The organism is Chromobacterium rhizoryzae (assembly GCF_020544465.1).
Classification (GTDB): Bacteria; Pseudomonadota; Gammaproteobacteria; order Burkholderiales; family Chromobacteriaceae; genus Chromobacterium.
The window spans coordinates 5308547-5334040 of sequence record NZ_CP066126.1 but is presented as its reverse complement, the minus strand read 5'-3'; the positions used below and the strand labels follow the sequence as shown (position 1 = coordinate 5334040).

Annotated in this window: 23 protein-coding genes and 1 tRNA gene; 15 read left to right on the top strand and 9 right to left on the bottom strand. The window is 66.3% G+C overall.

All coding sequences use genetic code 11. The annotated features are described in order from the left end of the window. Positions 1-368: 368 nt before the first annotated feature. Positions 369-1649, bottom strand: a complete 1281-nt coding sequence (entS, locus tag JC616_RS24475; RefSeq protein ID WP_227106004.1) for an enterobactin transporter EntS — start codon at positions 1647-1649, stop codon at positions 369-371. A gap of 164 nt (positions 1650-1813) precedes the next feature. On the opposite strand from entS, the gene fepD reads away from it, so the two are divergent. From fepD to JC616_RS24460, 3 genes are read left to right on the top strand one after another with little or no spacing between them, the layout of a single operon-like run. Beyond that, positions 1814-2851, top strand: coding sequence for a Fe(3+)-siderophore ABC transporter permease (fepD, locus tag JC616_RS24470; protein ID WP_107802099.1), 1038 nt, complete (start codon positions 1814-1816; stop codon positions 2849-2851). Beyond that, the gene (gene fepG / locus JC616_RS24465) at positions 2848-3891 is read left to right on the top strand and encodes an iron-enterobactin ABC transporter permease (RefSeq protein ID WP_227106002.1); all 1044 of its coding nucleotides are present in this window, start codon (positions 2848-2850) and stop codon (positions 3889-3891) included. The genes fepD and fepG overlap by 4 nt, the downstream gene beginning before the upstream one ends. After that, positions 3888-4718, top strand: coding sequence for an ABC transporter ATP-binding protein (locus tag JC616_RS24460; RefSeq protein ID WP_227106000.1), 831 nt, complete (start codon positions 3888-3890; stop codon positions 4716-4718). Before fepG ends, JC616_RS24460 begins: the two co-directional genes overlap by 4 nt. Positions 4719-4747: 29 nt before the next feature. Here JC616_RS24460 and fes read toward each other — a convergent pair whose 3' ends face one another. Continuing rightward, the gene (gene fes / locus JC616_RS24455; protein ID WP_227105998.1) at positions 4748-6085 is read right to left on the bottom strand and encodes an enterochelin esterase; all 1338 of its coding nucleotides are present in this window, start codon (positions 6083-6085) and stop codon (positions 4748-4750) included. A gap of 240 nt (positions 6086-6325) precedes the next feature. Between fes and JC616_RS24450 the strand changes: the two genes are divergently transcribed. Next, positions 6326-8365, top strand: coding sequence for a TonB-dependent receptor (locus JC616_RS24450; RefSeq protein WP_227105996.1), 2040 nt, complete (start codon positions 6326-6328; stop codon positions 8363-8365). A gap of 61 nt (positions 8366-8426) precedes the next feature. On the opposite strand, the gene JC616_RS24445 is transcribed toward JC616_RS24450, so the two are convergent. After that, positions 8427-10028 (bottom strand): phytoene desaturase family protein, encoded by a 1602-nt coding sequence (locus JC616_RS24445; protein WP_227105994.1) that lies wholly within the window; start codon positions 10026-10028, stop codon positions 8427-8429. A 149-nt stretch (positions 10029-10177) separates the two neighbouring features. Here JC616_RS24445 and JC616_RS24440 point away from each other — a divergent pair, with 149 nt between their 5' ends. From JC616_RS24440 to katG, 5 genes are all read left to right on the top strand, one after another. Beyond that, positions 10178-10603, top strand: a complete 426-nt coding sequence (locus JC616_RS24440) for an Lrp/AsnC family transcriptional regulator (protein ID WP_048415377.1) — start codon at positions 10178-10180, stop codon at positions 10601-10603. 609 nt (positions 10604-11212) lie between these two features. Further along, positions 11213-11773 (top strand): DUF2975 domain-containing protein, encoded by a 561-nt coding sequence (locus tag JC616_RS24435; RefSeq protein WP_048415378.1) that lies wholly within the window; start codon positions 11213-11215, stop codon positions 11771-11773. Positions 11774-11782: 9 nt separating this feature from the next. After that, on the top strand, positions 11783-12016 hold the full coding sequence (locus JC616_RS24430) for a helix-turn-helix domain-containing protein (protein ID WP_227105993.1): 234 nt from the start codon (positions 11783-11785) through the stop codon (positions 12014-12016). A gap of 12 nt (positions 12017-12028) precedes the next feature. Continuing rightward, the gene (locus JC616_RS24425; protein WP_227105991.1) at positions 12029-12577 is read left to right on the top strand and encodes a methylated-DNA--[protein]-cysteine S-methyltransferase; all 549 of its coding nucleotides are present in this window, start codon (positions 12029-12031) and stop codon (positions 12575-12577) included. Positions 12578-12981: 404 nt separating this feature from the next. Continuing rightward, a complete protein-coding gene (katG, locus tag JC616_RS24420; RefSeq protein ID WP_227105989.1) occupies positions 12982-15192 on the top strand; it encodes a catalase/peroxidase HPI in 2211 nt (736 codons plus the stop codon). Positions 15193-15331: 139 nt separating this feature from the next. Here the strand turns inward: katG and JC616_RS24415 are convergent, their stop codons facing one another. Further along, positions 15332-15760 (bottom strand): outer membrane protein assembly factor BamE, encoded by a 429-nt coding sequence (locus JC616_RS24415; protein WP_227105987.1) that lies wholly within the window; start codon positions 15758-15760, stop codon positions 15332-15334. Positions 15761-15803: 43 nt separating this feature from the next. Next, positions 15804-17468, bottom strand: coding sequence for a YadA family autotransporter adhesin (locus tag JC616_RS24410; RefSeq protein WP_227105985.1), 1665 nt, complete (start codon positions 17466-17468; stop codon positions 15804-15806). 568 nt (positions 17469-18036) lie between these two features. On the opposite strand from JC616_RS24410, the gene JC616_RS24405 reads away from it, so the two are divergent. From JC616_RS24405 to JC616_RS24390, 4 genes are all read left to right on the top strand, one after another. Further along, complete coding sequence (locus tag JC616_RS24405) at positions 18037-18606, top strand: GNAT family N-acetyltransferase (RefSeq protein WP_227105983.1); 570 nt, start codon at positions 18037-18039, stop codon at positions 18604-18606. Between the two features lie 202 nt (positions 18607-18808). Continuing rightward, positions 18809-19066, top strand: coding sequence for a YjhX family toxin (locus JC616_RS24400; RefSeq protein WP_107801397.1), 258 nt, complete (start codon positions 18809-18811; stop codon positions 19064-19066). A gap of 60 nt (positions 19067-19126) precedes the next feature. Further along, a complete protein-coding gene (locus tag JC616_RS24395; RefSeq protein ID WP_227105981.1) occupies positions 19127-19633 on the top strand; it encodes a GNAT family N-acetyltransferase in 507 nt (168 codons plus the stop codon). Between the two features lie 379 nt (positions 19634-20012). Next, positions 20013-21686: a GMC oxidoreductase gene (locus tag JC616_RS24390; protein ID WP_227105979.1), complete on the top strand. Its 1674-nt coding sequence runs from the start codon at positions 20013-20015 to the stop codon at positions 21684-21686. A 36-nt stretch (positions 21687-21722) separates the two neighbouring features. Here JC616_RS24390 and JC616_RS24385 read toward each other — a convergent pair whose 3' ends face one another. Beyond that, positions 21723-22922 (bottom strand): FAD-dependent oxidoreductase, encoded by a 1200-nt coding sequence (locus JC616_RS24385; RefSeq protein WP_227105977.1) that lies wholly within the window; start codon positions 22920-22922, stop codon positions 21723-21725. Between the two features lie 136 nt (positions 22923-23058). Between JC616_RS24385 and JC616_RS24380 the strand changes: the two genes are divergently transcribed. Further along, positions 23059-23883 carry an AraC family transcriptional regulator gene (locus tag JC616_RS24380; protein WP_227105976.1) on the top strand — a complete coding sequence of 275 codons (825 nt, stop codon included), beginning with the start codon at positions 23059-23061 and terminating at the stop codon, positions 23881-23883. Positions 23884-23912: 29 nt separating this feature from the next. Here JC616_RS24380 and JC616_RS24375 read toward each other — a convergent pair. Then, positions 23913-23988, bottom strand: a tRNA-Ala gene (locus JC616_RS24375). 168 nt (positions 23989-24156) lie between these two features. On the opposite strand from JC616_RS24375, the gene JC616_RS24370 reads away from it, so the two are divergent. After that, a complete protein-coding gene (locus JC616_RS24370) occupies positions 24157-24783 on the top strand; it encodes a glutathione S-transferase family protein (RefSeq protein ID WP_227105974.1) in 627 nt (208 codons plus the stop codon). Positions 24784-24839: 56 nt separating this feature from the next. Here the strand turns inward: JC616_RS24370 and JC616_RS24365 are convergent, their stop codons facing one another. Both JC616_RS24365 and sicP read right to left on the bottom strand, forming a co-directional pair. Next, a complete protein-coding gene (locus tag JC616_RS24365; protein WP_227105972.1) occupies positions 24840-25037 on the bottom strand; it encodes a hypothetical protein in 198 nt (65 codons plus the stop codon). A 30-nt stretch (positions 25038-25067) separates the two neighbouring features. Next, positions 25068-25487, bottom strand: a complete 420-nt coding sequence (sicP, locus tag JC616_RS24360) for a chaperone SicP (protein WP_227105970.1) — start codon at positions 25485-25487, stop codon at positions 25068-25070. Between the last annotated feature and the right edge of the window lie 7 nt (positions 25488-25494).

The window sequence follows — 25494 nt, the reverse complement described above, 5'->3', positions numbered from 1 at the left end:
TCGGGTGGAATTGGATAGTTACCCCCAAAAGGGAGCCACTTAGCCAAGTCATGGATCTTTTTTAAGAGAGCAGACCACCTTGTGTAGCGCCCAGGTGTCCCCTCGGGGCGCGCTCCGGGTTTCGCGCCCTGGGGGACGAGGGGGGATGAAAGGGGGCGGCGGCCCGCCCCCTCCCCGTCTTATTCCCTCGCGACGCTGCGCTTGCCTCGCTCGGTCAGCGCGGAAAGCGGCACCTAAATCAATATCCGCGCAGCGGATTCAAACGCCCCGCACCCGGCAGTGCTTCATATCAGAGGATGCAAAAAGGGCGAAAACCCCAACCGAGGTTTCCGCCCTGCAAGCACATCAGCATCCACAAACCCTTGGCGCTAGGACCCCGCCCCCTGCCGCGCCGGCTCCCCGGCCGCCTCCACCTCGGCGGCCGCGCCGCCGGCCAAACGCCGCAAAGAAGCAAAAGCCCCGCACATCGCCAGGCTGGCCGCCGCGGCCGCCGCGCCGAACCAGCCCACCGCCGTCAACGGCGCCAAGGCCCGCGCCAGCGCGCCCAGACCCAAAGCGCCCAGACCGTCGCCCACCACATCCTGCGCGTTCCACAGGCTGTTCACCCGGCCCAGCAAATGATCCGGCGTATTGCCCTGCACCAAGGTGAACTGCAACAAGGACGCGATCGAACCGAAATAACCCAGCAAGGCCAAGGCCAGCAGGCCGTAAGCCAGATGATGGACCAGACCCAAGGAGGCGATGCTCAGCGACGAAGCCAGCACGCAGCTCAACATCACCGCGCCGGGGCGGCTCAAACCGCCCACCCAACCGCTGGTGAACGCGCCTATCATCGCGCCCAAGGGCACCGCCGAATACATCAGGCCCACCTCGAAAGCGCCGCCGCCGTAACCGTCCTCTGCCAGCGAGGGATACAACACCCGCACCGCGCTGAGCAGGGTTTGCAGCGTGCCCACCGCCACCACCGCGCCCACCACCTTGTTCTGCCACAGGAACTGGAAACCCTCCAGCAAGGAACGCAGCGGGTGCGCCGGCTCCCCGCCCTGCGGCTTCAAGGACGGCAAACGCGTCAGCGGGATCAGGGTGGCCAGGGTGCCGACGCCGGCCAGCAGATAGTTCCAGTTGACCCCGACGGCGGCGATGATCAGGCCGCCCAGCAAGGGCGACAGCACGCCGCCGATGCGCATGGTCAGCATGCTCAGCGCGCCGGCGGCCGGCAGGTTTTCACGGCCGACCAGCACCGGGATGGACGCCATCAGCGAGGTGATGCCGATGCCGCTGAAAAAACCGTCCCAGGCCGACACCACGTAGAGCGCCAGCACCGAGGGGTTGGTCATGAAGCCGTTGAGCGCCAGCGCCAGAAAGCCCAGGCCGCACAGCGAGCGGCCCAGCAGGATCAGCCGGCGGCGGTCCATGCGGTCCGCCAGCACGCCGCCGCACATCAGGCCGGCGAACATGCCGACGCCGTCCAGCGCCATCGCCGCGCCCACTTGCAGCGTGGAGCCGGTGAGCTGATGGATTTGCACCGGCACCGCCACCATCAGGATGCCGAAGGCGAACACCGAGATCATGCGGGCGATGAAGATGGAGCGGAAATGCGGGTTGAGCCTGAGCAGGCTGAAATCAACGAAGATAGGCGACTTTTTCATGACAAAGTTTTATCTCGACAGGGGTGGAGGCCGCTTGGCATGCGCCGGCGCGCCCGGCGGACGGCGTGGTTTGCTTCCCGCGCGCGCCCGGCAAGATGGTGTTCCGTTATGGATGCCGCATGGTAACATCAGCAGTCTGTATTAGGAATCATTTGCATTTGATCATGTCAATCCGTCCCGCCTCGGCCCTGCTCGCGCCCACGGCGCCGCCAAGCCGCCGCCTGACTCTGTTGCTGTGCTGCCTGGCCGCGCTGGCGGCCATTGCCCTGTTAAGCCTGATGCTGGGCGCCAAATCGATTCCGGCCTCCGTCGTATGGCGCAGCCTGCTGCACGGCGGCGGCGATCCGGACAGCGTGATCGTGCTGCAAGGCCGCTTGCCCCGCACCCTGCTGGGCCTGCTGGCCGGCGCGGCGCTGGGCCTGTCCGGCGCGCTGATCCAGGCGCTGTCGCGCAATCCGCTGGCGGACCCCGGCGTGCTGGGCGTCAACGCCGGCGCCAGCTTCGCCATGGTGCTGGGCGTGGCGGCCTGGGGCGTGGACAGCCAGCTGGGCTATCTGGGCTGCGCCGCCGCCGGAGCGCTGGGCGCCACCTTGCTGGTGTACGCGGTGGGCGCGCGCGGGCGCCGCATGGACCCGCTGCGCTTCGTGCTGGCCGGCGTGGCCGTCAGCGCGGTGCTGATGGGCTTGTCCACCGCCATCACCCTGCTGGACCCGCTGGCCTTCAATCAGCTGCGCTACTGGAACGCCGGCACGCTGGACGTGCGCAGCATGACCCCGGTGGCGCTGGTGGCTCCGGTCATCGCCGCCGGCGGCCTGCTGGCGCTGCTGCTGGCGCGGCCCTTGAACACTTTGGGCATGGGCAGCGATCTGGCGGTGAGCCTGGGCGGCCGGCCGCTGCTGATCCAGGCCGGCGCGGTGCTGGCCATCACCCTGCTGTGCGGCGCCAGCACCGCCGTGGCCGGCCCCATCGCCTTCATCGGCCTGATGATTCCCCATCTGGCCCGCTGGCTGGGCGGCGCCGATCTGCGCTGGACCCTGCCCTTCACCTTGCTGCTGGCCCCCATTCTGCTGTTGAGCTCGGACATCGTCGGCCGCCTGCTGACGCCGGGCGAGCTGCGAGTCTCCATCGTCACCGCCTTCATCGGCGCGCCGGCCTTGATCTGGCTGGCGCGCCGCCACGCCGCGCCCGGAGGCCGCTCGTGAAGCCGGCGGTGTTGAGCTGGGGCAGCCCGGACGGCCGCTGCAACGGCCGGCTGGCGCTGGGCGGGCTGTGGACCTGTTTGCTGTTGGCCGCCGCCTGCGCGGCGCTGGCGGCGATGAGCTTGCGCGCCGGCGCCTTGCCCATGAGCCTGGAACAAGTGTGGCAGGCCTTGCAAGGCCAGGGCGGCCGGCTGGAGGTGGCGGTGGTGCAGCAATGGCGGCTGCCGCGGGTATTGATGGCCTTGGTGGTGGGCGCGGCGCTGGGCATGAGCGGCGCGATTTTCCAGTCCTTGATCCGCAACCCGCTGGGCAGCCCGGACGTGGTGGGCTTCAACACCGGCGCCTATACCGGCGCGCTGGTGGTGATCACCCTGTTCAACGGCGGCCATTTCCAGATCGCCGGCGGCGCGCTGGCCGGCGGCCTGCTGTCCGCCGGCCTGGTGTATCTGCTGGCCTGGCGGCAAGGCGCGCACGGCTTCCGCCTGATCATCGTCGGCATCGCCGTCAGCGCCATGCTGAGCGCGCTCAATCACTGGCTGCTGATCAACGCCAGCCTGGAGGCGGCGATGAGCGCGGCCACCTGGGGGGCGGGCACGCTCAACGGCATGACCTGGAACAAGGGCCTGCCCTCCGCGCTGTGCTGCCTGCTGGCGATGGCGGCGGCGCTGACGCTGCAGCGGCGCATGCGCCTGCTGGAGATGGGCGACGACTGCGCCAGCGCGCTGGGCGTGCCGGCGGAACGCACCCGGCTGTGGCTGATGGGCCTGGGGGTGGCGCTGATCGCTTCCGCCACCGCCGCGGCCGGGCCGATTTCCTTCATCGCGCTGGCCGCGCCGCAAATCGCGCTGCGCCTGCGCCGCACCCAGGCCACCAGCCCGCTGACCGCGGCCTGGACCGGCGCGCTCTTGCTGCTGGCCGCGGATTACGGCGCCCAGCAGTTCTTCTATCCTCGTCAGCTGCCGGTGGGCGTCGTCACCATCTGCATTGGCGGCCTGTATCTGCTGTGGCTGTTGCTGCGTCAAACCGGAGCCCGAAAACCGTGACTTCCCTGAATTTGAAACTGGACGCCGCGCCGGCGGCCGGCGCGGACCTGCCGCGGCTGCGCGGCGAGCGCCTGCGGCTGGGCTACCGCCAGCGCACCATTTGCGAGCAGTTGGACGTGCGGATCCCCGACGGCTCCTTCAGCGTGATCATCGGCCCCAACGGCTGCGGCAAATCCACCTTGCTGCGCAGCCTGAGCCGGCTGTTGAAGCCGCTGTCCGGCCAGGTGTGCCTGGACGGCCGCGACATCCACAGTTTCCCGGCCAAGACGGTGGCGCGGCAGCTGGGCTTGCTGCCGCAAAGCGCGGTGGCGCCGGACGGCATCGCCGTGGCGGACCTGGTGGCGCGCGGGCGCTACCCGCATCAGAGCCTGTTGCGGCAATGGAGCCGGGAGGACGAGGAGGCGGTGAGCCTGGCGCTGGCGGCCACCGGCACCGACGCGCTGGCGGACCGGCTGGTGGACGAATTGTCCGGCGGCCAGCGCCAGCGGGTGTGGGTGGCGATGGCGCTGGCGCAGCAAACGCCGCTGCTGCTGCTGGACGAGCCGACCACCTATCTGGACATCGCGCATCAGATCGAGCTGTTGGAGTTGTTCCGCCGCTTGAACCGCGACGGCGGCCGCACGCTGGTGGCGGTGCTGCACGACATCAACCACGCCTGTCGCTACGCCAGCCATTTGATCGCGATGCGCGACGGCCGCATCGTGGCCGAGGGCGCGCCGCGCGACATCGTCACCGCGGATTTGATCGAACAGGTGTTCGGCCTGCGCTGCCTGATCATCGACGATCCGGTCAGCCATACGCCGATGGTGATTCCGCGCGGGGCTTGAGAACCGGAGTTCAGCCCCCTCCCGCCGGCTCAACCTTCCGCCGGCTCCCGCCACAGCCAGGCCAGTCCGTCCAGCAGGCCGCCGCGCCAGCACAGCCAGTCGTGGCCGCCTTCGAACGCCTGGTAGCGCACGCAATGGCCGGCGCGCTCCAGCGCCGCGCGCTGGCTGGCGTTGACGTCCAGCATCACTTCTTCGCGGCTGCCCACTTCCTGATATACCCGCAGCCGTCCGGGCGGCAGTTCGCCGGCCTCCAGTTGCTCCGTCAGCCGGCCGCGGCTGCCGGGCAGCCGTCGTTCGCTGACGGCGCGGGCGCGTTCGTGCAGTTCCACGTAAGGCCACCAGAAGGAGCCGGACTGGCTGAGCACGCAGCCGAAACGCTCCGGCCAGCGCAGGCCGGCGAACATCGCCGCCAGGCCGCCGTAGCTCTGCCCCGCCACCGCCGTGCGTTCCGGCCGCGCGCTGAACGGCGCGACGCGCTCCGCCTGCGGCAGCAGTTCCTGTTGCAGCGCCAGCCAGAAATCGGCGTTGCAGGGCAGGTCCTGCTCCCGATGCCGGTTGTCGATGACGTCCACCAAGAGATAAACCGCCGGCGGCAGCCGGCCTCGCCGGGTGTCCGCGTCCAGCGCGGCGAACACCGGCATGCGCTCGGCCCAGTGCTGGCCGTCCAGCAAAATGGCCAGCGGCCGCTCGCCGCGCTCCTTGACCGGCAGCGCGCCGGTTTGGTACAGCCAGACCCTGCGCGTCTTGCCCAGCCGCGCGCTGTCCCACTGGATCACGCTCAGCCGCGCCGGGTCCGCGCCCTGGCGGCGCAGATCCCAGGCTTGCCAGGCATGCTGGTCCGGCGCCGCGTCCAGATGCAGCGCGGACAAGGGCGCGCCCCAGCTGCTGACATAGCCGGCGCGGGGGTTGAGCGGGTCCGCCGCCGCCCGGCTCATGATGTCCAGCCACCATTGGCGGTGGCGCAGCCGGCTGGCGCGCGCGTCGGCGTCCGGCGCCGGCGGAGCCTGCTCGGCGGTGACTGGAATATAGGCGTAGCTGCCGCGCCAGTTGGCCGGCAGCTCGGTCTGCCACCACCAGACGTCGGTGTCGCCCAGCCGCGCCAGCGACTGCGGCTGGGCGCGATGGTGATCGGTGACGGAATTGACGTCCACGTAGACGCGGGCCAGCGGAGAACGGGCGGCGGGTCCGTTGGGGTCCCGCCAGAGAAAGGTCACGCATACGCTGCCGTCCGGCAGGCGTTCGGTGAGCGGCGCGCCCACGGTGGCCAGGCGCTCCCACCAGGCCGGCTGGCCCGTCTCAGGGTGTTGCAAGCAAGCCGCACTGCGCGCAGCGTGTTGATTCCACGCCGTTTCTTCCATTGTCTGCATCTTGTTTCCTGGCGTTTTCCGCGGTGCTTGAGCAAGAATGTTCGCACCTTATTTGCATAATGCGAATGAGAAATACTATCATTTGCCCCTGGTGATCGCAACGACCCGCAAGGGCCGTCCGCGCTCCTCGTTCCCCTCGCCGCAGTAGCCAACGATTCCTCGCCAGCCAGACGACGCCGCCGAACTTCAGAAGCGCGCCGATCTCGAGTCACGCACAAAAAAAACAGGAATCGCAGCACGATGGAACACAATCTGAAACGCCTTCCCCTTGCCCTGTCCGCCCGGCTGGCGCTGGCCGGCATCAGCGGCCTGACGCTCTCGCACGCGGCGCTGGCGGCGCCCGACGCTCAGGACCAGCAAACCGCGCTGCCCACGGTCACCGTCACCGGTGAAAAGCTCAAACGCTCGCTGAAGGACACCAGCACCGCGGTGACGGTGATCCGCGACATGGATCACGGCGGCGACAAATCGGTGTACGACAGCGTGGCCGCCACGCCCAACGCCAGCAGCAACGGCGCCGGCATCGTCAATATCCGCGGCGTGGAAGGCACCGGCCCCGGCACCGGCTACAACACCCTGGTTTCCGGCTCCCGCCCGCGGGTCAGCACCACGGTGGACGGCATGCCGGAAAGCTGGAACGGCCAGCGTTACGTGGACGCCAGCCCCTGGGACGTGGAACAGATAGAAGTGCTGCGCGGCCCGCAGTCCACCACTCAGGGCCGCAATACGCTGGCCGGCGCCGTGGTGATCAACACCAAGGACCCCAGCTTCGATTGGGAGGGCGCGCTGCGCGCCGGCTACGAAAACAAGAACGGCAAGGCCACGCTGGCCGGCATGGTGTCCGGGCCGATCACCGAGGAGCTGGCCTTCCGCATCGCCGCCGAAGGCCTGAACGGCCACAGCTACGTCAATTATCCGGGCGGCAACACGCCGTGGGATCCGTCCGACCTCAAGCACAGCAGCGCGCGCGGCAAACTGCTGTGGAAGCCCGGCGCCCTGCCCGGCTTCAGCGCCAAGCTGACGGTGTCGCACCGCAAGAACAAGGGCGAATACCTGAACTATGTGGACGGCAATTACTTCGATTACCAATACCACCGCCTGTCCACCGAGGCGCGTTATCAGGATTCCTTCAACAACACCGTCAGCACCGATCTGCAATACCAGTTCAACGACGCCTGGAGCGCCCAGTTGCTGTTGGGCCACGCCGACAACGTCAGCGCCTTCGTGGACAGCAGCGATTTCCGCATGCGGCTGGATGAGAAGAGCAATACCGCCGAGGCGCGGCTGAGCTATGCGCCGCAAAACGGCGCGCTCAGCGGCGTGGTGGGCGCGTATTACTACGATAGGGATCAGGACATGAACGCCGCGCCGCGCGTGGCGGCCAAGGACAAGCTGAAAACCCTGGCCGTCTACGGCGAGGCCACGCTGGCGCTGAACGAACGCTGGAGCCTCAATCTGGGCAGCCGCGTGGAGCGGGAGACGCAGCGCCGCAACACCACGCTGCAGCCGGGCATGCCCAAGCAGGCCCGCGCCGACTTCGATATCGGCGAAACGCTGTTCCTGCCCAAGGCTGGCCTCAGCTACAAATACAGCCCGGACACCACGCTGGGCTTCTCGGTGCGCAAAGGCTACAACGCCGGCGGCTCCGGCCTGGACAACAACAACGAGTACTACACCTACAACAAGGAAGAAGTCACCGCCTACGAGGCCAGCAGCCGCTCCAGCTTCCTGGAGCAGCGTCTCAGCCTCAACGTCAACGCCTTCTTCAACCAGTACACCGGCTACCAGGCCATCCTGGGCTCGCGCTTCACCAATATTCCCAAGGGCGAAAGCTACGGCCTGGAGCTGGAAACCAAGGCGCGGGCCACGCCGCGGCTGACGCTGAGCGCCGGCCTGGGTCTGCTGAACACCAAGGTGACTCAGAGCGACGCCGCCAACCCCGGCATCCAGGGCAATCAATTCAACTACGCGCCCCATCTGACGGTGAACCTGGGCTTCAAACAGCGGCTGGACCACGGCCTGTTCGTCGGCGGCAGCCTGAACCGCGTGGGGTCTTACTACTCCGACATCAACAATGAACGCAGCCGCTCCGCCGGCGACTACACCGTGGCCAACCTCAACGCCGGCTACGAAAGCGCCGCCTGGACGGTGCGCGGCTACATCAACAATCTGGGCAACCAGGGCGTGCTGTACGCGCAGCTGCCGGCGCGCGGCAACAATCTGGGCGTGGTCGGCGCGCCGCGCACCGTCGGCCTGACCCTGGATTACCGCTTCTACTGATTCCCTCTTGATAGCCCTTTTGCCCGTCGGCTCGCGCCGCGGGCTTTTTTTTGCCTGGTGCTCAGGCCATGCGGCGCCCCAGATCGCGCAGCACCTCGCGCGCCGCGTTGTGGCCGGGCGCGCCGGTGACGCCGCCGCCGGGGTGAGCGCCGGCGCCGCAGGTGTACAGGCCGGGAATGGGGCCGCGGTAATCGGCGTGGCCCAGCATGGGCCGCGCCGAGAACAGCTGATCCAGGCCCAGCGCGCCATGGAAAATGTCGCCGCCCACCAGGCCGAAGGTGCGCTCCAGATCCAGCGGGCTCATGATCTGCCGCCCCAGCACCGCGCCCTTGAAATTGGGCGCGTAGCGGGCGACGGTGTCTATCATCAGGTCCGCCACTTCCTCGCGGTGATCGTCCCAGCTGGCGCCGTCCGGCAATTGCGGCGCCACGTGCTGGCAAAACAGGCTGGCCACGTGTTGGCCCGGCGGCGCCAAGGACGGGTCCAGCGTGGACGGGATCAGCACTTCCACGATGGGCCGGCCGGACCAGCCGCGTTCGCGCGCGTCGTGATAAGCGCGCTCCATATAGGCCAGGCTGGGCGCGATGATGATGCCGCTGCCATGGTGCTCCGCCTGCGCCTTGCCCGGCAGACAGCTGAAATCCGGCAGCTCGGATAGGGCCACGTTCATGCGGAAGGTGCCGGAGCCGCAGCGCCAGCTCTGCATCCTACGCAGGAAATCCGCCGGCAGCGCCGCCGGGTCCAGCAACTGGGTATAGAGCAGCCGCGGATTGAGATTGGACACCACCACGCGCGCGTCCAGCCGCTCGCCGCGGTCCGTCACCACGCCCACCGCCCGGCCCTTGTCCAGCAGCACTTCGCGCACCGCGCTGTCGATGCGGATCTCCGCGCCGCGCTCGCGCGCCGAGCGGGCCATGGCCTGGGTGATGGCGCCCATGCCGCCCAACGCGTGGCCCCACGCGCCTTTGCGGCCGTTGACCTCGCCGAACACATGGTGCAGCAGGACATAGGCCGAACCCGGCGCGTACGGGCTGGCGTAGTTGCCCACCACGCTGTCGAAGCCGTAAACCGCCTTGATCGGATCGCTGTCGAACCAGCCGTCCAGATAATCGCCGGCGGACTTGGTGAACAGGTCCAGCAATTCGCGTTGCTGCGCCCGTTCCAGCTTGCCCAGCCGCCGTCCCAGCCGGCCGGCCTTGAGCAGCTCCGGCAAGGCGTTCAGCCAGCCGCCCGCCACCGCATTGGGCGGCGTTTGCAGCACCAGCTCGCGCAGCAGCTCGGCGGCGGCGTCCAGATGCCGCGCGTAATCGTCCAACCGCTCGGCGTCGCGGCGCGAAAAACGCGCCACTTCGGCCGCGGTGCGGCCCGGCCCCACTTTAAGATAGCCCCCGTCGTCCAGCGGCAGGAAGTTGGACAAGGGCCGCTCCACCACCTTCAGGCCGTGACGCGCCAGCTCCATGTCGCGGCTCACCTTGGGATTGAGCAGCGACACCGTGTAGGCGGCCACCGAGTTGCGGAAGCCGGGATGGAATTCCTCGGTCACCGCCGCGCCGCCCACCACGCCGCGCCGTTCCAGCACCGTCACCTTCAGCCCGGCCCGCGCCAGGTAATGGGCGCACACCAGGCCGTTGTGGCCGCCGCCCACAATGATCGCATCCCGCATCGCTTCGCTCCTCGTCTCAGGGGAAGCCTCATTCTCGAATCAAGTTCGGCAAATTGCAGCGCGCATAGCGACGAACTGTCGGATATTATTGATCGGATTGACGAAAAGTCCGGCATAGCGCCAAATCGTCCACCCCGCACGGAGCCGCCATGGACGCCACCGATCAGCAATTGCTCGCGCTGCTGCGCGAAAACGCCCGCGCGCCCACCGCGGAGCTGGCGCGCCGGCTGGGCCTGTCCCGCACCACGGTGCAAAGCCGCATCGAAAGACTGGAGCGCGGCGGCGTGATCCTGGGCTACAGCGTGCGCACCAGCGCCGCTCACGACGCCGCCCAAGTGCGCGCGCTGGTGATGATCGCCGCCGAGCCGCGGCTGAGCCCGTCGATAGAAAGCGCCTTGCGCCGGCTGCCCCAGGTCCGCACCCTGCACTCGGTCAGCGGCGTCCACGACTTCATCGCCGGCGTGGAGGCCGCCGGCGTGGCCGAGCTGGACGGGCTGATCGACCGCATCGGCGCGCTGGACGGCGTGGAGCGCACCAGCACCGCCATCCTGATGACCACGCGGATAGACCGCTGAACCCGCCGGCCCGCGCGCCAGCGCGGTCAAGGCCTGAAACGGCCGCGACATCGCCGCTCTCAAGCCGGCGCCCTCTCCTCTGCAGGCAGCCAGCCCCCACACCAGCAAGACGCACAGCAGGCGCGCGCGCCGGCCGCGGCCCCAGGTCTTAAACACGGGCCGGCGCCGGCCATGCGGCCGCCCGCCCAGGCGGGGGCTCCGGCGCGCCGCTCGCTTGATTTGCATCGCTCATCGTCCAGGCTCTTTCTTTGCTCCGGCGCTAAACGCGCCGGGCAGGGTTTGAGACAGCGCGCGAGGGCGGTCCGCCTCTGCGCAAAAGACGATGACTGTATTACATAAATTAATTATTGTTAAACGATAATAATTTGTCGTTCCATATGTATCTGCTACGCAACACGCCTCCAAACAATCCAAAAGCCGCGCCCAGCCAGGCTTGAGGGCTCACCGCGCGCCGCACGGCGGCGGGCCCGAGCCGTGTGCTTGCCGCAACAGCATGCAAATCAAACTTGCACAGCAAAAAATGATCGTTTTACAATAAAAAATAATTGTTTTGCGATACTTTAGTAATTCCGCCCTCATTGTCTTTCCAACCCGTCACAAGGAACCCTCATGAACTCCACGCGATTGAGCCGCTATTGCGCCGCCATGGCCTACATCACCGTCTTGGGCATTGGCGCCATGCTGCTGCTGGACATCCTGTTCTGGCTCTTTCCCAAGTCCATCATCGACGCCGGCTTGACCGTCACGGTTGACACCGTCAGAGGGTTTTACGGCTCAAGCGAATTCGATCTCCCTAGCTTGCCGCTGTGGCAACGCGCCGGCGGCGCGGTCCTGTCTTGCATCCCGCTGCTGATCCTGGCCCAAGGCCTGTATGCCTTGCACCGCTTGTTCAAGCTCTATGCGCGCAGGGAATACTTTACGGAACGCTCCGCGTCCTTATTATCCAAGGTGGGCTCCAGCGTGGCGCTCTGGGTGCTGGCGGACCTCGTCTCCCAACCGATGATCAGCGCCTGGCTGACCATGATGCGGCCGGAGGGACAGCGGCTGATCGCCGTCAGCTTCCACACCGAAAACCTGGAAAGCCTGTTCATTGCCGCCGTGGTCATGATCATTGCGCGCATTCAGCGAGAAGGCATTGCGCTGGCGTGCGAAAATAAGCAATTCATCTGAAAGCGACACATGCCCATCAAAATCCATCTGGACATGCTGCTCGTCCAGCGCAAGGTCAAATCCAAGGACCTGGCCCAGGCCATCGGCATCACCGAGCAAAACCTGTCGCTGCTGAAGCAAGGCAAGGTCAAGGGCTTCCGGCTCTCCACCTTGGAGGCGATCTGTCTGTATCTGGACTGCCAGCCGGGCGACTTGCTGCAGCTGGTGCCGGCCGAGCCGGACGCGGTCGGCAACGGCGAGTAAGCCGGCTTAACCATGCCCCAAGCGATTCACGTCCATGCCGCCCGCCAGGCCGGGCCGCTGCTCTTGCGCCGCTTCGACACCCCGCTCGGCGCCATGATCGCCTGCGCCAGCCAGGATGGCCTGTGCCTGCTGGAGTTCACCGACCGGCCCATCGTGGACGCGGAGCTGGCGGCGCTGCGCCGCCTGCTGTCCGCCGAGATCGCCGACGGCGACAGCCCGCTATTGCGCCAGGCCGAACGCGAGATCGGCGAATACTTCGCCGGCTCGCGCCGCGATTTCGACGTGGCGCTGCACCTGCCCGGCACCGCCTTCCAGCAGGCGGTCTGGCGATTGCTGCTGAGCGTGCCCTACGGCCGCACCCGCAGCTATCAGGAACAGGCCGCAAGGCTGGGCCGCCCGCAATCCGTCCGCGCCGTGGCCGCCGCCAACGGCGCCAACCGCCTCTCCATCATCGTCCCCTGCCACCGCGTGCTGGGCAAAGACGGCGCGCTCACCGGCTACGGCGGGGGGCTGGAGCGCAAGGCCTGGCTCCTGGCGCACGAGCGCGAGCGCGTCCTCTAGCCATCCGCCCACGCCTTTCACACCCTTAGAACCTGTTCAAAGTCTGCCGCGCTTCAGCGATTCGACGTTGAAAACACCTTCGAAATGCTCATGTACCACGCGTACATTCCGCTTCCTCAGCTGTTTTCGCCTTGTCTCGCCCTTGCTCGCGGGACTTTGAACAGGCTCTAGCCTGCTCAAGGTCCGCTGTACTTCCGCGGGATTGTAGACAAGGGCGTTGAAGCCGCACCTTAATTCCCAAGCTCAGGAACTATGCGGCGCGCCCAATGAACTAACTATCGCCAAAGCATGATTGATTGACGGAAGCCATAGAGCTGATTGAAATTGCTCAATGGCTTCCCGCGGCAAGCTTCACTAAGCTGATCCCAGCAAGTCATTGAACACCTTGACCTAAGGAGTCTGTCATGAGCAGCGCGTCCAAGTGCCCGTTCCATCACGCCACCGGCAATCCGGCCGTGGTCAACGCCCAATCCAACCGCGACTGGTGGCCCAACCAGCTCAACCTCAACATCCTGCACCAGCACGCCCCGGCCTCCAATCCGCTGGACCCGGACTTCGACTACCCCGCCGCCTTCCAACAGCTGGACTACCCCACGCTGAAAAACGACCTCAAGGCGCTGATGACCACCTCTCAGGACTGGTGGCCGGCCGACTGGGGCCATTACGGCGGCCTGTTCATCCGCATGGCCTGGCACGACGCCGGCACCTACCGCACCGCCGACGGCCGCGGCGGCGCCGGCACCGGCAATCAGCGCTTCGCTCCGCTCAACAGCTGGCCGGACAACGGCAACCTGGACAAGGCGCGCCGTCTGCTGTGGCCGATCAAGCAAAAATACGGCAAGCAGATTTCCTGGGCCGACCTGATGATCCTGGCCGGCAACGTGGCGCTGGAATCCATGGGCTTCAAAACCTTTGGTTTCGGCGGCGGCCGTCAGGACATCTGGCAGCCGGAGGAAGACGTTTACTGGGGCGCGGAAACCAAATGGCTGGCCACCAGCGCCGAGGCCAACAGCCGCTACTCCGGCGACCGCCAGCTGGACAATCCGCTGGCCGCGGTGCAGATGGGCTTGATCTACGTGAACCCGGAAGGCCCGGACGGCAATCCGGATCCGCTGGCTTCCGGCCGCGATGTGCGCGAAACCTTCGCCCGCATGGCGATGAACGATGAAGAAACCGTGGCCCTGGTGGCCGGCGGCCATACCTTCGGTAAAGCCCACGGCGCCGGCGATCCGGCCTTGGTGGGCCCGGAGCCGGAGGCCGCGCCGCTGGAAGCGCAAGGCCTGGGCTGGATCAACCGCTTGGGCGACGGCAAGGGCGAATACACCACCACCAGCGGCATCGAGGGCGCGTGGAAACCCAATCCGACGCAGTGGGACAACGGCTATTTCGACACCTTGTTCGGCTACGACTGGGAGCTGACCAAGAGCCCGGCCGGCGCCCATCAGTGGGTGGCCAAGAACGTCAAACCGGAACACCTGATCCCGGACGCTCACAACCCGGCGAAGAAACACCCGCCGATGATGACCACCGCCGATCTGTCGCTGCGCTTCGACCCGATCTACGAGCCCATCGCCCGCCGCTTCCATCAAAACCCGGCCGCCTTCGCCGACGCCTTCGCCCGCGCCTGGTTCAAGCTGACCCACCGCGATATGGGGCCCAAGGCCCGCTACCTGGGGCCGGAAGTGCCGGCCGAAGACCTGATCTGGCAAGACCCGCTGCCGGCGGCCTGTCAACCGCTGATCAACGACGCGGACATCGCCGCGCTCAAGGCCAAGGTGTTGGCCTCCGGCCTGTCGGTCAGCGAACTGGTGGCCACCGCCTGGGCCTCCGCCTCCAGCTTCCGCGGATCGGACAAGCGCGGCGGCGCCAACGGCGCCCGCATCCGCCTGGCCCCGCAAAAAGACTGGGCGGTGAACCAGCCGGCGCAATTGGCCCGCGTGCTGAAAGCGCTGGAGGCCATCCGCCAGGACTTCAACGCCGCGCAGAGCGGCGGCAAGCAAGTGTCGCTGGCCGACCTGATCGTACTGGCCGGCGGCGCGGCGGTGGAAGCGGCCGCCCAGGCCGGCGGCCACAAGGTCAGCGTGCCGTTTGCGCCGGGCCGGACCGACGCCAGCCAGGAACAGACCGATGTGGAATCCTTCAGCGTGCTGGAGCCGCAGGCGGACGGTTTCCGCAATTATCAGAAACAGGCTTATTCCTTGCCCGCGGAGGCGCTGCTGGTGGACAAAGCCCAGCTGCTGACGCTGAGCGCGCCGGAAATGACCGTGCTGGTGGGCGGCCTGCGCGTGCTGGGCGCCAATGCGGATCAGGCGCCGCACGGCGTGTTCACCGCTCGTCCGGGCGTATTGAGCAACGACTTCTTCGTCAACCTGCTCGATATGAACGTGGCCTGGCAGCCGGCTTCCAGCGCCAATGAGCTGTACGAAGGCCGCGACCGCAAAACCGGCGCGCTCAAGTGGACCGGCAGCCGGGTGGACCTGGTGTTCGGCTCCAACTCGCAGCTGCGGGCGCTGGCCGAGGTCTACGCTCAAAACGATGCGCAGCAGAAGTTTGTCCGCGACTTCGTCGCCGCCTGGAACAAGGTGATGAATCTGGACCGCTTCGATCTGAAATAAGCGCGGTTCGTCCCTGCAAACAACGCGCGGCCTCTGGGCCGCGCGTTTTTTTGTGCCGCGCTCAGCAAGGACTGTGCGCAAAAAAAACGAAACGCCGGTCAAGGCGCTTCGTTTCGTGGTTCCGGCGTCGGATCAGACTTTAGGATGCGATCTTGGCGCAGGCTTCCTGCCGCCAGATCACCGAAGCCAGCTTCATCCGCTTGTCGAACAGCAGCTTGTACTGACAAGCCCGGGCTTGCCCGCCGTCCTTGGGGCTCAGATTCAGCACATAATCCCACTCCCGCACATCGATCATCCCTTCGGCGAAATGCGGGCGGCCGATCAGGCCGTAAACCTGTTCCTTGCTCAGGCCCGGCTGCACCTTGGCCAGATTGTCCGGATTGGGCACGCTGCCTTCCGGCTGCCAGCGGTTGGCTTCAATGCCGGGCCAGACCGGGCTGGCCTGTTCGGCCAGACGGCCGTCGTCGGTGATCTTGCTCAGGCGGCTGCTGCCGCAACCCATCAAAGCCGCGCCGGCGGCCGCCAGCAGCAGGCAGCGGAAAGCGCCGCCGAATATCGCTTGTTTCATCATCTATCTCATTCACTATCAGCTGATTGATCTTGCCTGCCGCTTACCACTGAAAACCCGCGCCCAGGCTGGCGCCGCCCTGACCGCGGGTATTGGTGGAGCCGGAGAACTTCACCACCCAGCGGCCGTTGTCGGACAGCGAGGACAAGCCCACCGCGATGGCGGACTCGCCGCCGGTGGTGGCCGTGGCCACGGCCAACATGCTCTTGCCGGGCAGGAATGCCTGCGGCAGGCCGGCCATCGCCATCGCGCCGGCCGCCGCGCCCAGCGCGTCGCGGCGCGTATCGGACAGATCGGACCTGAGCTGCTTGAATTGCTGCTGATTGTTGAAGTTGGCCGCATTCAGCTGGTCCACGTTCACCGCGTCCGTGCCCTGCGCGCCCGCCGCCACATTGTGGATGGTCACCGGCCTGCCGCCGTCCCCGCCCACCAGGGTGACGTCGTTGCCGGCGCTTGTCGTCGTCGTCCGGCCGCTGGGATCGGAATACTGCACCGGCCCGCTTTTCTGCAGCCGGTCGATCGCATCGCCGACATTGTTCACGGTATTGCCGTAAACGGTGTAGTTCGGACCGTTCACCGCGCCGGTCTGAGCGTTGTAGGACGCGCCGCCGCCCAAGGCCGCCGCGGTTCCGGCGCCGGCGTTGTCCACCTTGGAGCTCACCCGCTGCACCGCCTGGTTGGTCGCGTTCAGCTGGCTGCCGTTCACCGCGTCGGTGCTGGTCCCGCTCACCCGGCCGGCGGCGACATTGCTGATTTGACGCTCATTGCCCGCGCTGCCCACGCTCACCACGCTGGAAGGGGCCGCGCCGGCGTAGCTGTAGGTTACGCCGTCCACCACGCCGCTGGCGGTGGGATTGGCCGCCGCGGTCCGGCTGTTGGCGCCCAAGGCGACGTCGTTGACGTTGCTGGCCTGGGCGTTGCTGCCCAGCGCCAGCGCATTGTTGGCGTTGGCGGCGGCATTGTCGCCCACCGCCACCGCATTGCTGGCATTGGTGTTGGAGCCGGCATGATTGCCGATGGCCACATTATTGCTGCCGGACACATTCTGGCCGGCCTGGTTGCCGGCGGCGAAATTGCCGCTGCCGGTCACGCCGCGCCCTGCATAGCTGCCCACCGCGGTATTGTTGTCCCCCGTGACATTGCTGCCGGCATTCGCGCCGTTGGCGGTATTGTTGCTGCCCTTGATGTTCCAGCCGGAGAAGGTGCCGCTGCTGGTGTTGTAGCTGCCGGTGACGTTGCGGTTGGAGTTGTTGCCCAGGCCGGCGTTGAAATCGCCCTGGATGTCTTGGGCCGCATTGGCCCCGCTGCCGGTGTTGCCGGTGCCGGTGACGTTGCGGATGGTGTTGATGCCGGTGCCCACGTTGGCGTCGCCGGTCACGTTGTAGCCGGAGTCGTTGCCCATGAAAGCGTTATTGTTGCCCTGCACATTGGTGCCCGCGTTCTGACCGATCGAGGTGTTGTAACTCCCCGTCACATTCACGCCGGCGGCGGCGCCAAAGGCCGAGTTGTTGGTGCCGTTCATATTGCTGCCGGCGCCCACGCCATAGATGGAGTTATTGCTGTTGCTCGCCACCGCCGGGTCCACCGAACCCGCGCCGTAGACATTATTGCTGCCGACGCTGGAGATCGTGTCGGCGCTCGCCAAGGCGGACCAGGAACAGGCCACGGCCAGGCTCAATGCGCTCAAGGCCAGAGAGGGCGAGGACAAACGCTTTACTTCAGATGCTTTATTACTCATTTCACAGACCACATTCTTCAGATTGATGGAATTCACGTAAGGCAAGTCTTTGCAGGCAAGCCCGCCGCCGGCTCCAGGCTTAAGGCGGGATAAACGCGAAGACGCGCATTCCCGCCGAAAACCCATGGCCGGCCGCGGTTCGGTCCAGGGGCGCGACGCGGCTCCGCCGGCGGCGCTGGCTTGTCACTGCATTCAGGCACTCCGCTCGCGACAAGCCGCGCTCGAACAGGGCAAGCTCTTGCAAACCCTTATTCGGCGCGGCGGGGCTACGCTATGCCTTTGATTTTTATGAATCCTAACATTCTGTTAATATCTGTGAAAATTGAAATAATTGAATCGATTAATTCGTTTTATCTATCAATACGCATGATTGATAGATAAAATTCAAATAGAATATCAGTGGCTTACACGCCGCGTTTCCGGAGCCGGCGCCAAAACCATCCGGCCCCAGCGCGCTCGCCGCGCCGCATCTCACAAAGCGCAGCGGACTTTGAACAGCTTCTGAGATAATTCCGTTCTTGCCACCCTCATCCGCGCCATGTCCATCCGCCCGTCTGCACCGCCCATCCGCCGGCTGAGCCCGCGCGACATCCCCGCCAACTGGCTGGACGCCTTCCAGCGCCGTCAGGATGTTGATCTGGTCTATCGCGCCGGAGCCGATGGCCGGCAATGCGTGGCCGAGCCCTTCATCGACGACTGGTCCCCAGCGGAACGACGCGAGCTGACGCGGGAACTGGCGCGCATCGCCGCCGACGGCGCGGTGTTGGCGCTGGACATGGACGGCGGCCTGGCCGGCTTCGCCGCCATCGACCCGCAAGCGCTGGGCCCGGACGGCGGCTACCGGCAATTGAAAGAACTGCAAGTGGACCGCCGCTGGCGCGGCCGAGGGCTGGGGCGGGCGTTGCTGGCGGCGGCGGCCGCCGCCGGCCGGGCGCTGGGCGCGGACGCGCTCTACATCTCCTCGCACTCCGCCGTTGAAACCGTCGACTTCTACGAAGCCTGCGGCTGCGCGCCCGCTCGCTGGCTGCACGCGCCGCAACTGGCGCTGGAGCCTTTCGATTGTCAGCTGGAATTGGCGCTGAGCGCGCAGACTGTTGATTTTACTTAGCTATCCGCTTAGAATTTTGACCTGCTCATCTTGATGAGCGCCCTTCTTTTCCTCGCAAAGGCTTTGCATGTTGGAGATTGCAGCAATCCGATAACGCCGCCCGGTTTCCCGGCTGGCCGTTATCAAAATGCCCCTGAGCTGGTAGCGCCCGCATCGCGGCGGCTGCCCGTTTTCGCATTTGATTGCCGAATGATCATCCAATATGAATATCTCCAAGCCGGAGCAAAGGACGTTGCACGTCCTAGCCAAAGGCGGCCGCATCGCGCACCTGCGCGACGACGCGGGCCGTATCTTCACCGTGGAATGCTATACCCGTGAAGGGTATCTGCTGTCCGACTGCACCCTGCTCGTGTTCCAGAAGCTCAGGACCAAACGCCTGATCAGCTCCAAGAACGGCCAGCCTTACCAAATCAATAAGGCCGGCCTGCGCGCCGTGCGCGGCCAACTCGACAACCAATGACCACCGCCGCCGCGCAGCCGCGCAAAAGCGGCGGCCGCGCTGGCGCGCCAGGAGAACGCTATGACTCTCATGCTGAGAAACGAACAAGACCGCGACATCGACGCCATTTTCGAACTGACCCGGGCCGCCTTCCTCGCCGAAGAACACTCCAGCCACACCGAGCACTTCATCGTCAACGCGCTGCGCCGCAGCAGCCAGCTCACGCTTTCCATCGTGGCGCTGGACGGCGAACGTCTGCTGGGCCACATCGCCGCCTCGCCGGTGCTCGTCTCCTCCGGCGCCGCCGGCTGGCACGGCATCGGCCCGCTGTCCGTGCATCCGGAACGACAGGGCCAGGGCATAGGCAGCCTGCTGATGAAACAGGCGCTGGCCGCGCTGCGCGAGCTGGGCGCGTCGGGCTGCGTGGTGTTGGGCAATCCCGGCTACTACGCGCGCTTCGGCTTCCAAGCGCGGCCAGGCCTGATTTTGCCGGGCGTGCCGGCCGAATACTTCATGGCGCAAAGCTTGGGCGCGCCGCTGCCTTCCGGCAGCGTCAGCTACCCTCCGGCGTTTGAAGCCACGGCCTAAACGGTTTGGCGAGCCGGTCCACGCCGCTGCGGCGGCCGGGCTGGCTGGGACCGCGCCCGCCGCAGGGTTCTGAAACCAAGCCCGACACTGCGGCTTGATGGCTTATTATCAATTTAATTGTTTCAAAAATGATTTAATGTCAATTAAATAATTGTCATAAATGACAGTATCGCCCACTCTCATGGCTAGACAAGAATCTACCCGCTTACTTAATAAGCAAATTGTTTAGCCGAAATGGCTGCTTAGAGCCCGGTCAAAACCTAGCGAGCAAGGGCGAGACAAGATGAAAACGGCGGAGCGAGAAGCGCGACTCGCCGTGCAACGCCTCACGACGCACAGCGGGCTTTGAATAGGCTCTTCCACAAGAAAGGGCGATTCCATGGCTTACCTCCCGGACAATGAACACTCCTCCCCGCTCGCCGCGCAGCTGAACCGACGCCAGCTCTTGCTGGGCGCGAGCGCGGGCGCCGCCGGCCTGATGCTGCCGGCACCCGCCTCCGCCTTCCTCGGCTCAAGCGCTTTCCAGCTGGCCAAATACCAGCGGCTGATTCCCGAACTGTTCCAGCCCGTGCCGCGTCCGCCCGCCTACACCCCCAATCTGGTGATAGGCTCCGGCTTTGGCGGCGCCATCTCAGCGCTGCGTCTGGCCCAGGCCGGTCAGCAGGTCACGGTGCTGGAACGCGGTCACCGCTGGCCCAAGGGCCCGAAACGCGACATCTTCTCCAACGACACCTTCCCGGACGGACGCGCGTTCTGGCATCGCCGCCAGGCCAAGATGCTGATAGGCGTGAACAAGTATTTCGACTCCTTCGGCGGAGTGCTGGATTCAACCGATTACCCGAATATGAACGTCTGGCGCGGCGCCTGCGTCGGCGGCGGATCGGTGGTGTTCACCGGGGTGATGATTCAGCCGGAACAGCGTTATTTCGAAGCCCTGTTCGGCCATTGGGTCAGCTATGCGGAAATGAACCAGACCTACTACCCCAGAGTCCGGAAAATGCTGCGCTTGGACGCCATGCCGACGGACATCTACAACAGCATTCCCTTCCACCATTCCCGCGTCTGGGACGCCCAGGTGCGAAAAGCCGGCTACACCACCACGGCCAACGACTCCATCTTCAACTGGGACGTGATCCGCCAAGAACTGCGCACGCAATCCTGGCCCTCCGCCACCATGGGCTTGTCCAACCACGGCAACTCCAACGGCGCCAAATTCGACCTCAACCAGAACTACCTGGCCCAGGCGCAGGCCACCGGCCGCGCCGCGATCTATCCCGGCCACGAGGTGCTCAGCATCGCCTGGGACGGCAGCCGCTACGAGGTCGACGTGGTCAAACGCGCGCCCGACGGCCGGCAACTGGACCGCTACCGGCTCAACTGCGACCGGCTCTTTCTCGCCGCCGGCTCCATCGGCAGCTCGGAACTGCTGGTCAAGGCGCGGGCGCAGGGCACTTTGCGCAACCTCAACGAACACATAGGCCAAGGCTGGGGCAGCAACGGCGACACCATCGTCACGCGCAGCTTCAGCACGATATCGCTGGCCACCCAAGGCACGCCCAGCGCCTCCCGCATCCACGACTCGAACAGCGGGCTGCCGCTCACCCTGGAAAACTGGTACGTGCCGGGCTTGCCGCTGGACCTGACCACGGTGATCGGTTCGCTGGGCATGGCCTTCGATCAAAGCAATCGCGGGCATTTCAGCTATAACCCGACCACCGACCGCGTGGAGCTGAACTGGCCGAAGAACGGCAACCGCGACAGCGTGGCCGCGGCCAAGACGGTGAACGATAAAATCGCCGCGGCCACCCGCACCGTCCCGGGCTTTCCAGGAATCATAGCCGGCGTCACCGGCATGAACTGGACCGCGCATCCGCTGGGCGGCGCGGTGATAGGCAAGGCCACCGACGCCTGGGGCCGCGTCATCGGCCATCCCGGCCTGTACGTGATGGACGGCGCGCTGCTCCCCGGCAGCGCCGGCGCGGTCAACCCCTCCTTGACCATCTCCGCGTTGGCCGAGCGCAATATCGAGCACATCATCAAAAACGGCAAGTAAGGCCCGCCGCCGCCAAGCCATGGCGGCGGCCGCGTCTCACAAGGCCGTTCTTTGCAGCAAGCGCGCGCTGCCCTCGCGCGAGGCCCGCAGCGCGCGCTCGGCTCGACGCCGCATGTCCCGCTCCCAAACGCGCAGCGCCGCCGCCGCCTCGGCCGCCGTGCCCGTCGGCGCCAAAGCCCGCGCCAGTTCCGCGCCGTCGCAGAGCGCGGTATTGGCGCCCAGCCCGCCGGCCGGGCTCATCGCGTGCGCCGCGTCGCCCAGCAAGGCCACCCGCTCGCACCGCCAGGCCGGCACCTCGGCCGCCATGCGGATGGCGCGCGCGCCCAGGCACTGCGGATCGCCATGGGCGAAAACGGCCTGCAAACGCGGGTGCCAGCCGCGCGTCGCCCGCAACACCCGCGCCCGCAGCGCATCGCCGCTCAAACGCTCCGCCGGCAAAGCCCCGCCCAAATCCTCGGCCCGCGCCACGCAGGCCCAATACCAGTAATCCGGCATCGGGCTCAGCGCCGCCTCCGGCGCCAGTCGCCGCGCCAACTCCGGCAAGGGCGCGCGAAAACGCATCGCCTCGATGACCGCCGTCAGGCCATCGCCGAACACCACGCACACGCCCTGACCCAACTCCGGCGTCAACGCCTCGGACGGCAGCGCGTCCCGCGGCGTAAGGCCGTAAAGCACCACCGCGCCCTCGTCCGCCGGATCTCCGTCCGGCGCCAACTGCCGGCGCACCGTCGACGCCACCCCGTCCGCGGCGATCAGCACATCCACCTCGAACTCAGGCCGGTCCTGGAAATCCAGCAAGAAGCCGCCGGACGTCTCCCTGAAACCGCGCAGCGCGTGCCCCCAGCGGATCCGGTCCCCCAGGCCGCTGCTCAGGATTTCCCGCAGTGTCTGGCGGTTGGCGCTGAGATCGCGCTCCGCCGCGTCCTCGTCCTGCGCCGACGGCCGCCAGTGCGCCGGCTTGCGTTCCGACCAGGCGCGCAGTTGCGGGTCGACGAAACAATCGTCGCCGCCCAGCGAGCAGCTTTGCCGGAACAACTCGAACAGCCGCGGCGTCAAGACCTGCCGCAAGGCCTGCTGACCATCGCCGTCGATGCGCAGCCGATAACCCTGCCAGCGGCTGTCGGCGGCCTGGTCGCGTTCAAACAGCGTGGCGGCGACGCCGGCGCGCGCCAGGCCCTGGGCCAGGCTCAGCCCGCCCAGGCCGGCGCCGACGATGCCAATGCGTAGAGATTGCATAGCTTGTCCTTTGCTCATCAGGAGGAAACCCGGTCAGGACCGCCGCCGCGCCGGCGGCCATCCCGACCCTTGCCGACGATTGTGCGCGCCTCCGCCAAAGCTGCTATAACGCTGTTTTGCCAACAAATGGTGAAAAATGGCCAAGATCGACGTTACGCCGCCGGAAGACGCGCCGGACCTCAGCGAATGGACCGGCGGCCCGCCGCTGATCGCCGTCCCCGGCAACGACCGGGAAGACAGCGATTACCGGCTGGGCAGCCGCGAATACGACTGGCACAGCCATGCGCGCGGACAGCTGCTATGCGTGGAAACCGGCCTGATCCAGATCCGCACCCCGCGCGGCGCCTGGGTGCTGCCGCCGCACCGCGCCGGCTGGATTCCGCCCGGCGTCCCGCACCGGGTGCGCGTCAGCGGCGCGCTGACCGGCTGGAGCCTGCTGCTGAGCCCGGACTGGAGCCGGACGCTGAATCCGCGGCCGCAGGTGCTGGCGATCACCGAACTGATGCGCGCCGCGGTGCGCCGCGCGGTGACCTGGACGGATTACGCGCAATGGCGGCCGGAGCAGGAACGCATCGCCGCGGTGCTGCTGGACGAACTGCGGCAAGCGCCGCAGCAGGCGCTCTGCCTGCCGATACCGGAGCATCCGCGCCTCGCGGAACTGGCCCATCGCCTGCTGACCGAGCCCGCCTGCAAACACGCGCTGGCCGACTGCGCGGACGCGGCGGCGATGTCGCCGCGCACCTTGCGCCGCCACATTCAGGCGCAGACCGGCATGAGTTTTGGACAATGGCGGCAACAGGCGCTGCTGATACGCGGCATGGAAATGCTGGCGCGCGGCGTTGCCGTGGCCGTGGTGGCCGACGACTTGGGCTATGCCTCGCCCAGCAACTTCATCGCGATGTTCCGACGCGCCTTCGGCGATTCGCCGGCGCGGTTTTTCGCGCGGCAGGGGCCGGCATAAGGAGAATACGGGGGAAAAGAAGGAGGAGATGGTGGACCGAAGGAGGATCGAACTCCCGACCTCTGCATTGCGAACGCAGCGCTCTCCCAGCTGAGCTATCGGCCCAAATCGACAGCCATGATATGACAAGGGCCTTGCGATTGCCAAGCCCGATCCCGCGGCTTCCGGCCAAGCTGGCGCATCCTCGCCACAATTCGCCATTTCAATGGCATGCCCGCGCCAGGCGGGGCTACACTGATCCGGCTTATTCCCACCTCATCGCCGGAGATTTCCATGCTGCGCATCCTGGGCCGCACCAGTTCCATCAACGTCCGCAAAGTGCTGTGGACCTGTCATGAAATCGGCATCGACTACCAACGCGAAGACTGGGGCCGCGGCTTCCAGTCCGCCAGCAGCCCGGAATTCCTGGCGCTCAACCCCAATGCGCTGATTCCGACAGTGGTGGACGACGGCCTGGTGCTGTGGGAATCCAACACCATTTGCCGCTACCTGGCCGACTCGCGCCGGGCCAGCCACTTGCTGCCCGCCGATCCGCGCAGCCGCGCCCAGGTGGAAAAATGGATGGACTGGCAGGCCACCGAGCTGAACGGCTCCTGGGGCTACGCCTTCCACGGCCTCAGCCGCCACAGCCCGGAACACCAGGACCCGGCGCGGATCCAGGCCAGCATCCAGCAATGGGGCCACTATATGGCCATTCTGGATCGCCAGCTGGCTGCGCAGGATACGCCCTACATCTGCGGCGACGATTTCACCCTGGCCGACATCGTGCTCGGCCTGTCCATCCACCGCTGGCAGCTGACGCCTTTCGACAAGCCGGAACTGCCGCATGCGCACGCCTATTATCAGCGGCTGATTCAACGGCCGGGGTTTGTGACGCATGGAAGCATCGGCGTGGCTTAACCAACGCCTCATTGAAAAAGCCCGGCAACGCCGGGCTTTTTACTTCTCAGACTGACTTAAACCTTCCTCACCTTGCTTTTCGCTTCCAGCGCCCGGAGGCAGTCGTACTGGCCATCGATATGGGCGAGCACGTCCAGGCTGCAAAGGCCCAGCGTCAGCACCCGGTCCAGCAGGTTGAAGAAGACCAGCCACACGCCGCACTGCTGCGCGTTGGCGATGTTGCGGGCGATGCGGCCGAGCAGGCTTGAAACCACGGGAAGTAGCCCAGGTGTAGGCGTCCTCAATCAGCAACGCAAGCCGGTGGGCGCATCGAAGCTTTCCATCTCTCCCAACGAGGCGATCAGTTGTTCCAAGCGAGCGGCGAATCGGTCCACGGCTTCGATGAAGTCATGGGACGATAGCGTATCGCTGGACAAGTGTTTGACCAGCATGACGGCTCCGGTGCTGTCGTCAAACGCCAAGCTGCCCTCGCCGGCCTCGGCCAGCGTCAGATTAAGGGCCAGCGCTTGTTGCCAGAACCCGGCACTGCCGTTGGCGCTGAATTCACCCAGCATGCCGTACAGGATGAGACTGTCGGGCAGGCTGCGAATAGAGAGCATCAACCGCTGGTCCAGCAACAGGAAACATTGCCCGTGCGAGTCCAGCGTAAGTTCCATGCCGATGGCGCGGCCCAGGCTGTCTAGAAGTTCTGCGTTTTTGTCCATGAAGATA

Excerpts from the sequence above, each read along its gene's own strand:
- entS (WP_227106004.1), bottom strand. The coding sequence starts at position 1,649 with ATGAAAAAGTCGCCTATCTTCGTTGATTTCAGCCTGCTCAGGCTCAAC.
- fepD (WP_107802099.1), top strand. The coding sequence starts at position 1,814 with ATGTCAATCCGTCCCGCCTCGGCCCTGCTCGCGCCCACGGCGCCGCCA.
- fes (WP_227105998.1), bottom strand. The coding sequence starts at position 6,085 with ATGCAGACAATGGAAGAAACGGCGTGGAATCAACACGCTGCGCGCAGT.
- JC616_RS24450 (WP_227105996.1), top strand. The coding sequence starts at position 6,326 with ATGGAACACAATCTGAAACGCCTTCCCCTTGCCCTGTCCGCCCGGCTG.
- JC616_RS24445 (WP_227105994.1), bottom strand. The coding sequence starts at position 10,028 with ATGCGGGATGCGATCATTGTGGGCGGCGGCCACAACGGCCTGGTGTGC.
- JC616_RS24440 (WP_048415377.1), top strand. The coding sequence starts at position 10,178 with ATGGACGCCACCGATCAGCAATTGCTCGCGCTGCTGCGCGAAAACGCC.
- JC616_RS24435 (WP_048415378.1), top strand. The coding sequence starts at position 11,213 with ATGAACTCCACGCGATTGAGCCGCTATTGCGCCGCCATGGCCTACATC.
- JC616_RS24430 (WP_227105993.1), top strand. The coding sequence starts at position 11,783 with ATGCCCATCAAAATCCATCTGGACATGCTGCTCGTCCAGCGCAAGGTC.
- JC616_RS24425 (WP_227105991.1), top strand. The coding sequence starts at position 12,029 with ATGCCCCAAGCGATTCACGTCCATGCCGCCCGCCAGGCCGGGCCGCTG.
- katG (WP_227105989.1), top strand. The coding sequence starts at position 12,982 with ATGAGCAGCGCGTCCAAGTGCCCGTTCCATCACGCCACCGGCAATCCG.
- JC616_RS24415 (WP_227105987.1), bottom strand. The coding sequence starts at position 15,760 with ATGAAACAAGCGATATTCGGCGGCGCTTTCCGCTGCCTGCTGCTGGCG.
- JC616_RS24405 (WP_227105983.1), top strand. The coding sequence starts at position 18,037 with ATGTCCATCCGCCCGTCTGCACCGCCCATCCGCCGGCTGAGCCCGCGC.
- JC616_RS24400 (WP_107801397.1), top strand. The coding sequence starts at position 18,809 with ATGAATATCTCCAAGCCGGAGCAAAGGACGTTGCACGTCCTAGCCAAA.
- JC616_RS24395 (WP_227105981.1), top strand. The coding sequence starts at position 19,127 with ATGACTCTCATGCTGAGAAACGAACAAGACCGCGACATCGACGCCATT.
- JC616_RS24390 (WP_227105979.1), top strand. The coding sequence starts at position 20,013 with ATGGCTTACCTCCCGGACAATGAACACTCCTCCCCGCTCGCCGCGCAG.
- JC616_RS24385 (WP_227105977.1), bottom strand. The coding sequence starts at position 22,922 with ATGCAATCTCTACGCATTGGCATCGTCGGCGCCGGCCTGGGCGGGCTG.
- JC616_RS24380 (WP_227105976.1), top strand. The coding sequence starts at position 23,059 with ATGGCCAAGATCGACGTTACGCCGCCGGAAGACGCGCCGGACCTCAGC.
- JC616_RS24370 (WP_227105974.1), top strand. The coding sequence starts at position 24,157 with ATGCTGCGCATCCTGGGCCGCACCAGTTCCATCAACGTCCGCAAAGTG.
- sicP (WP_227105970.1), bottom strand. The coding sequence starts at position 25,487 with ATGGACAAAAACGCAGAACTTCTAGACAGCCTGGGCCGCGCCATCGGC.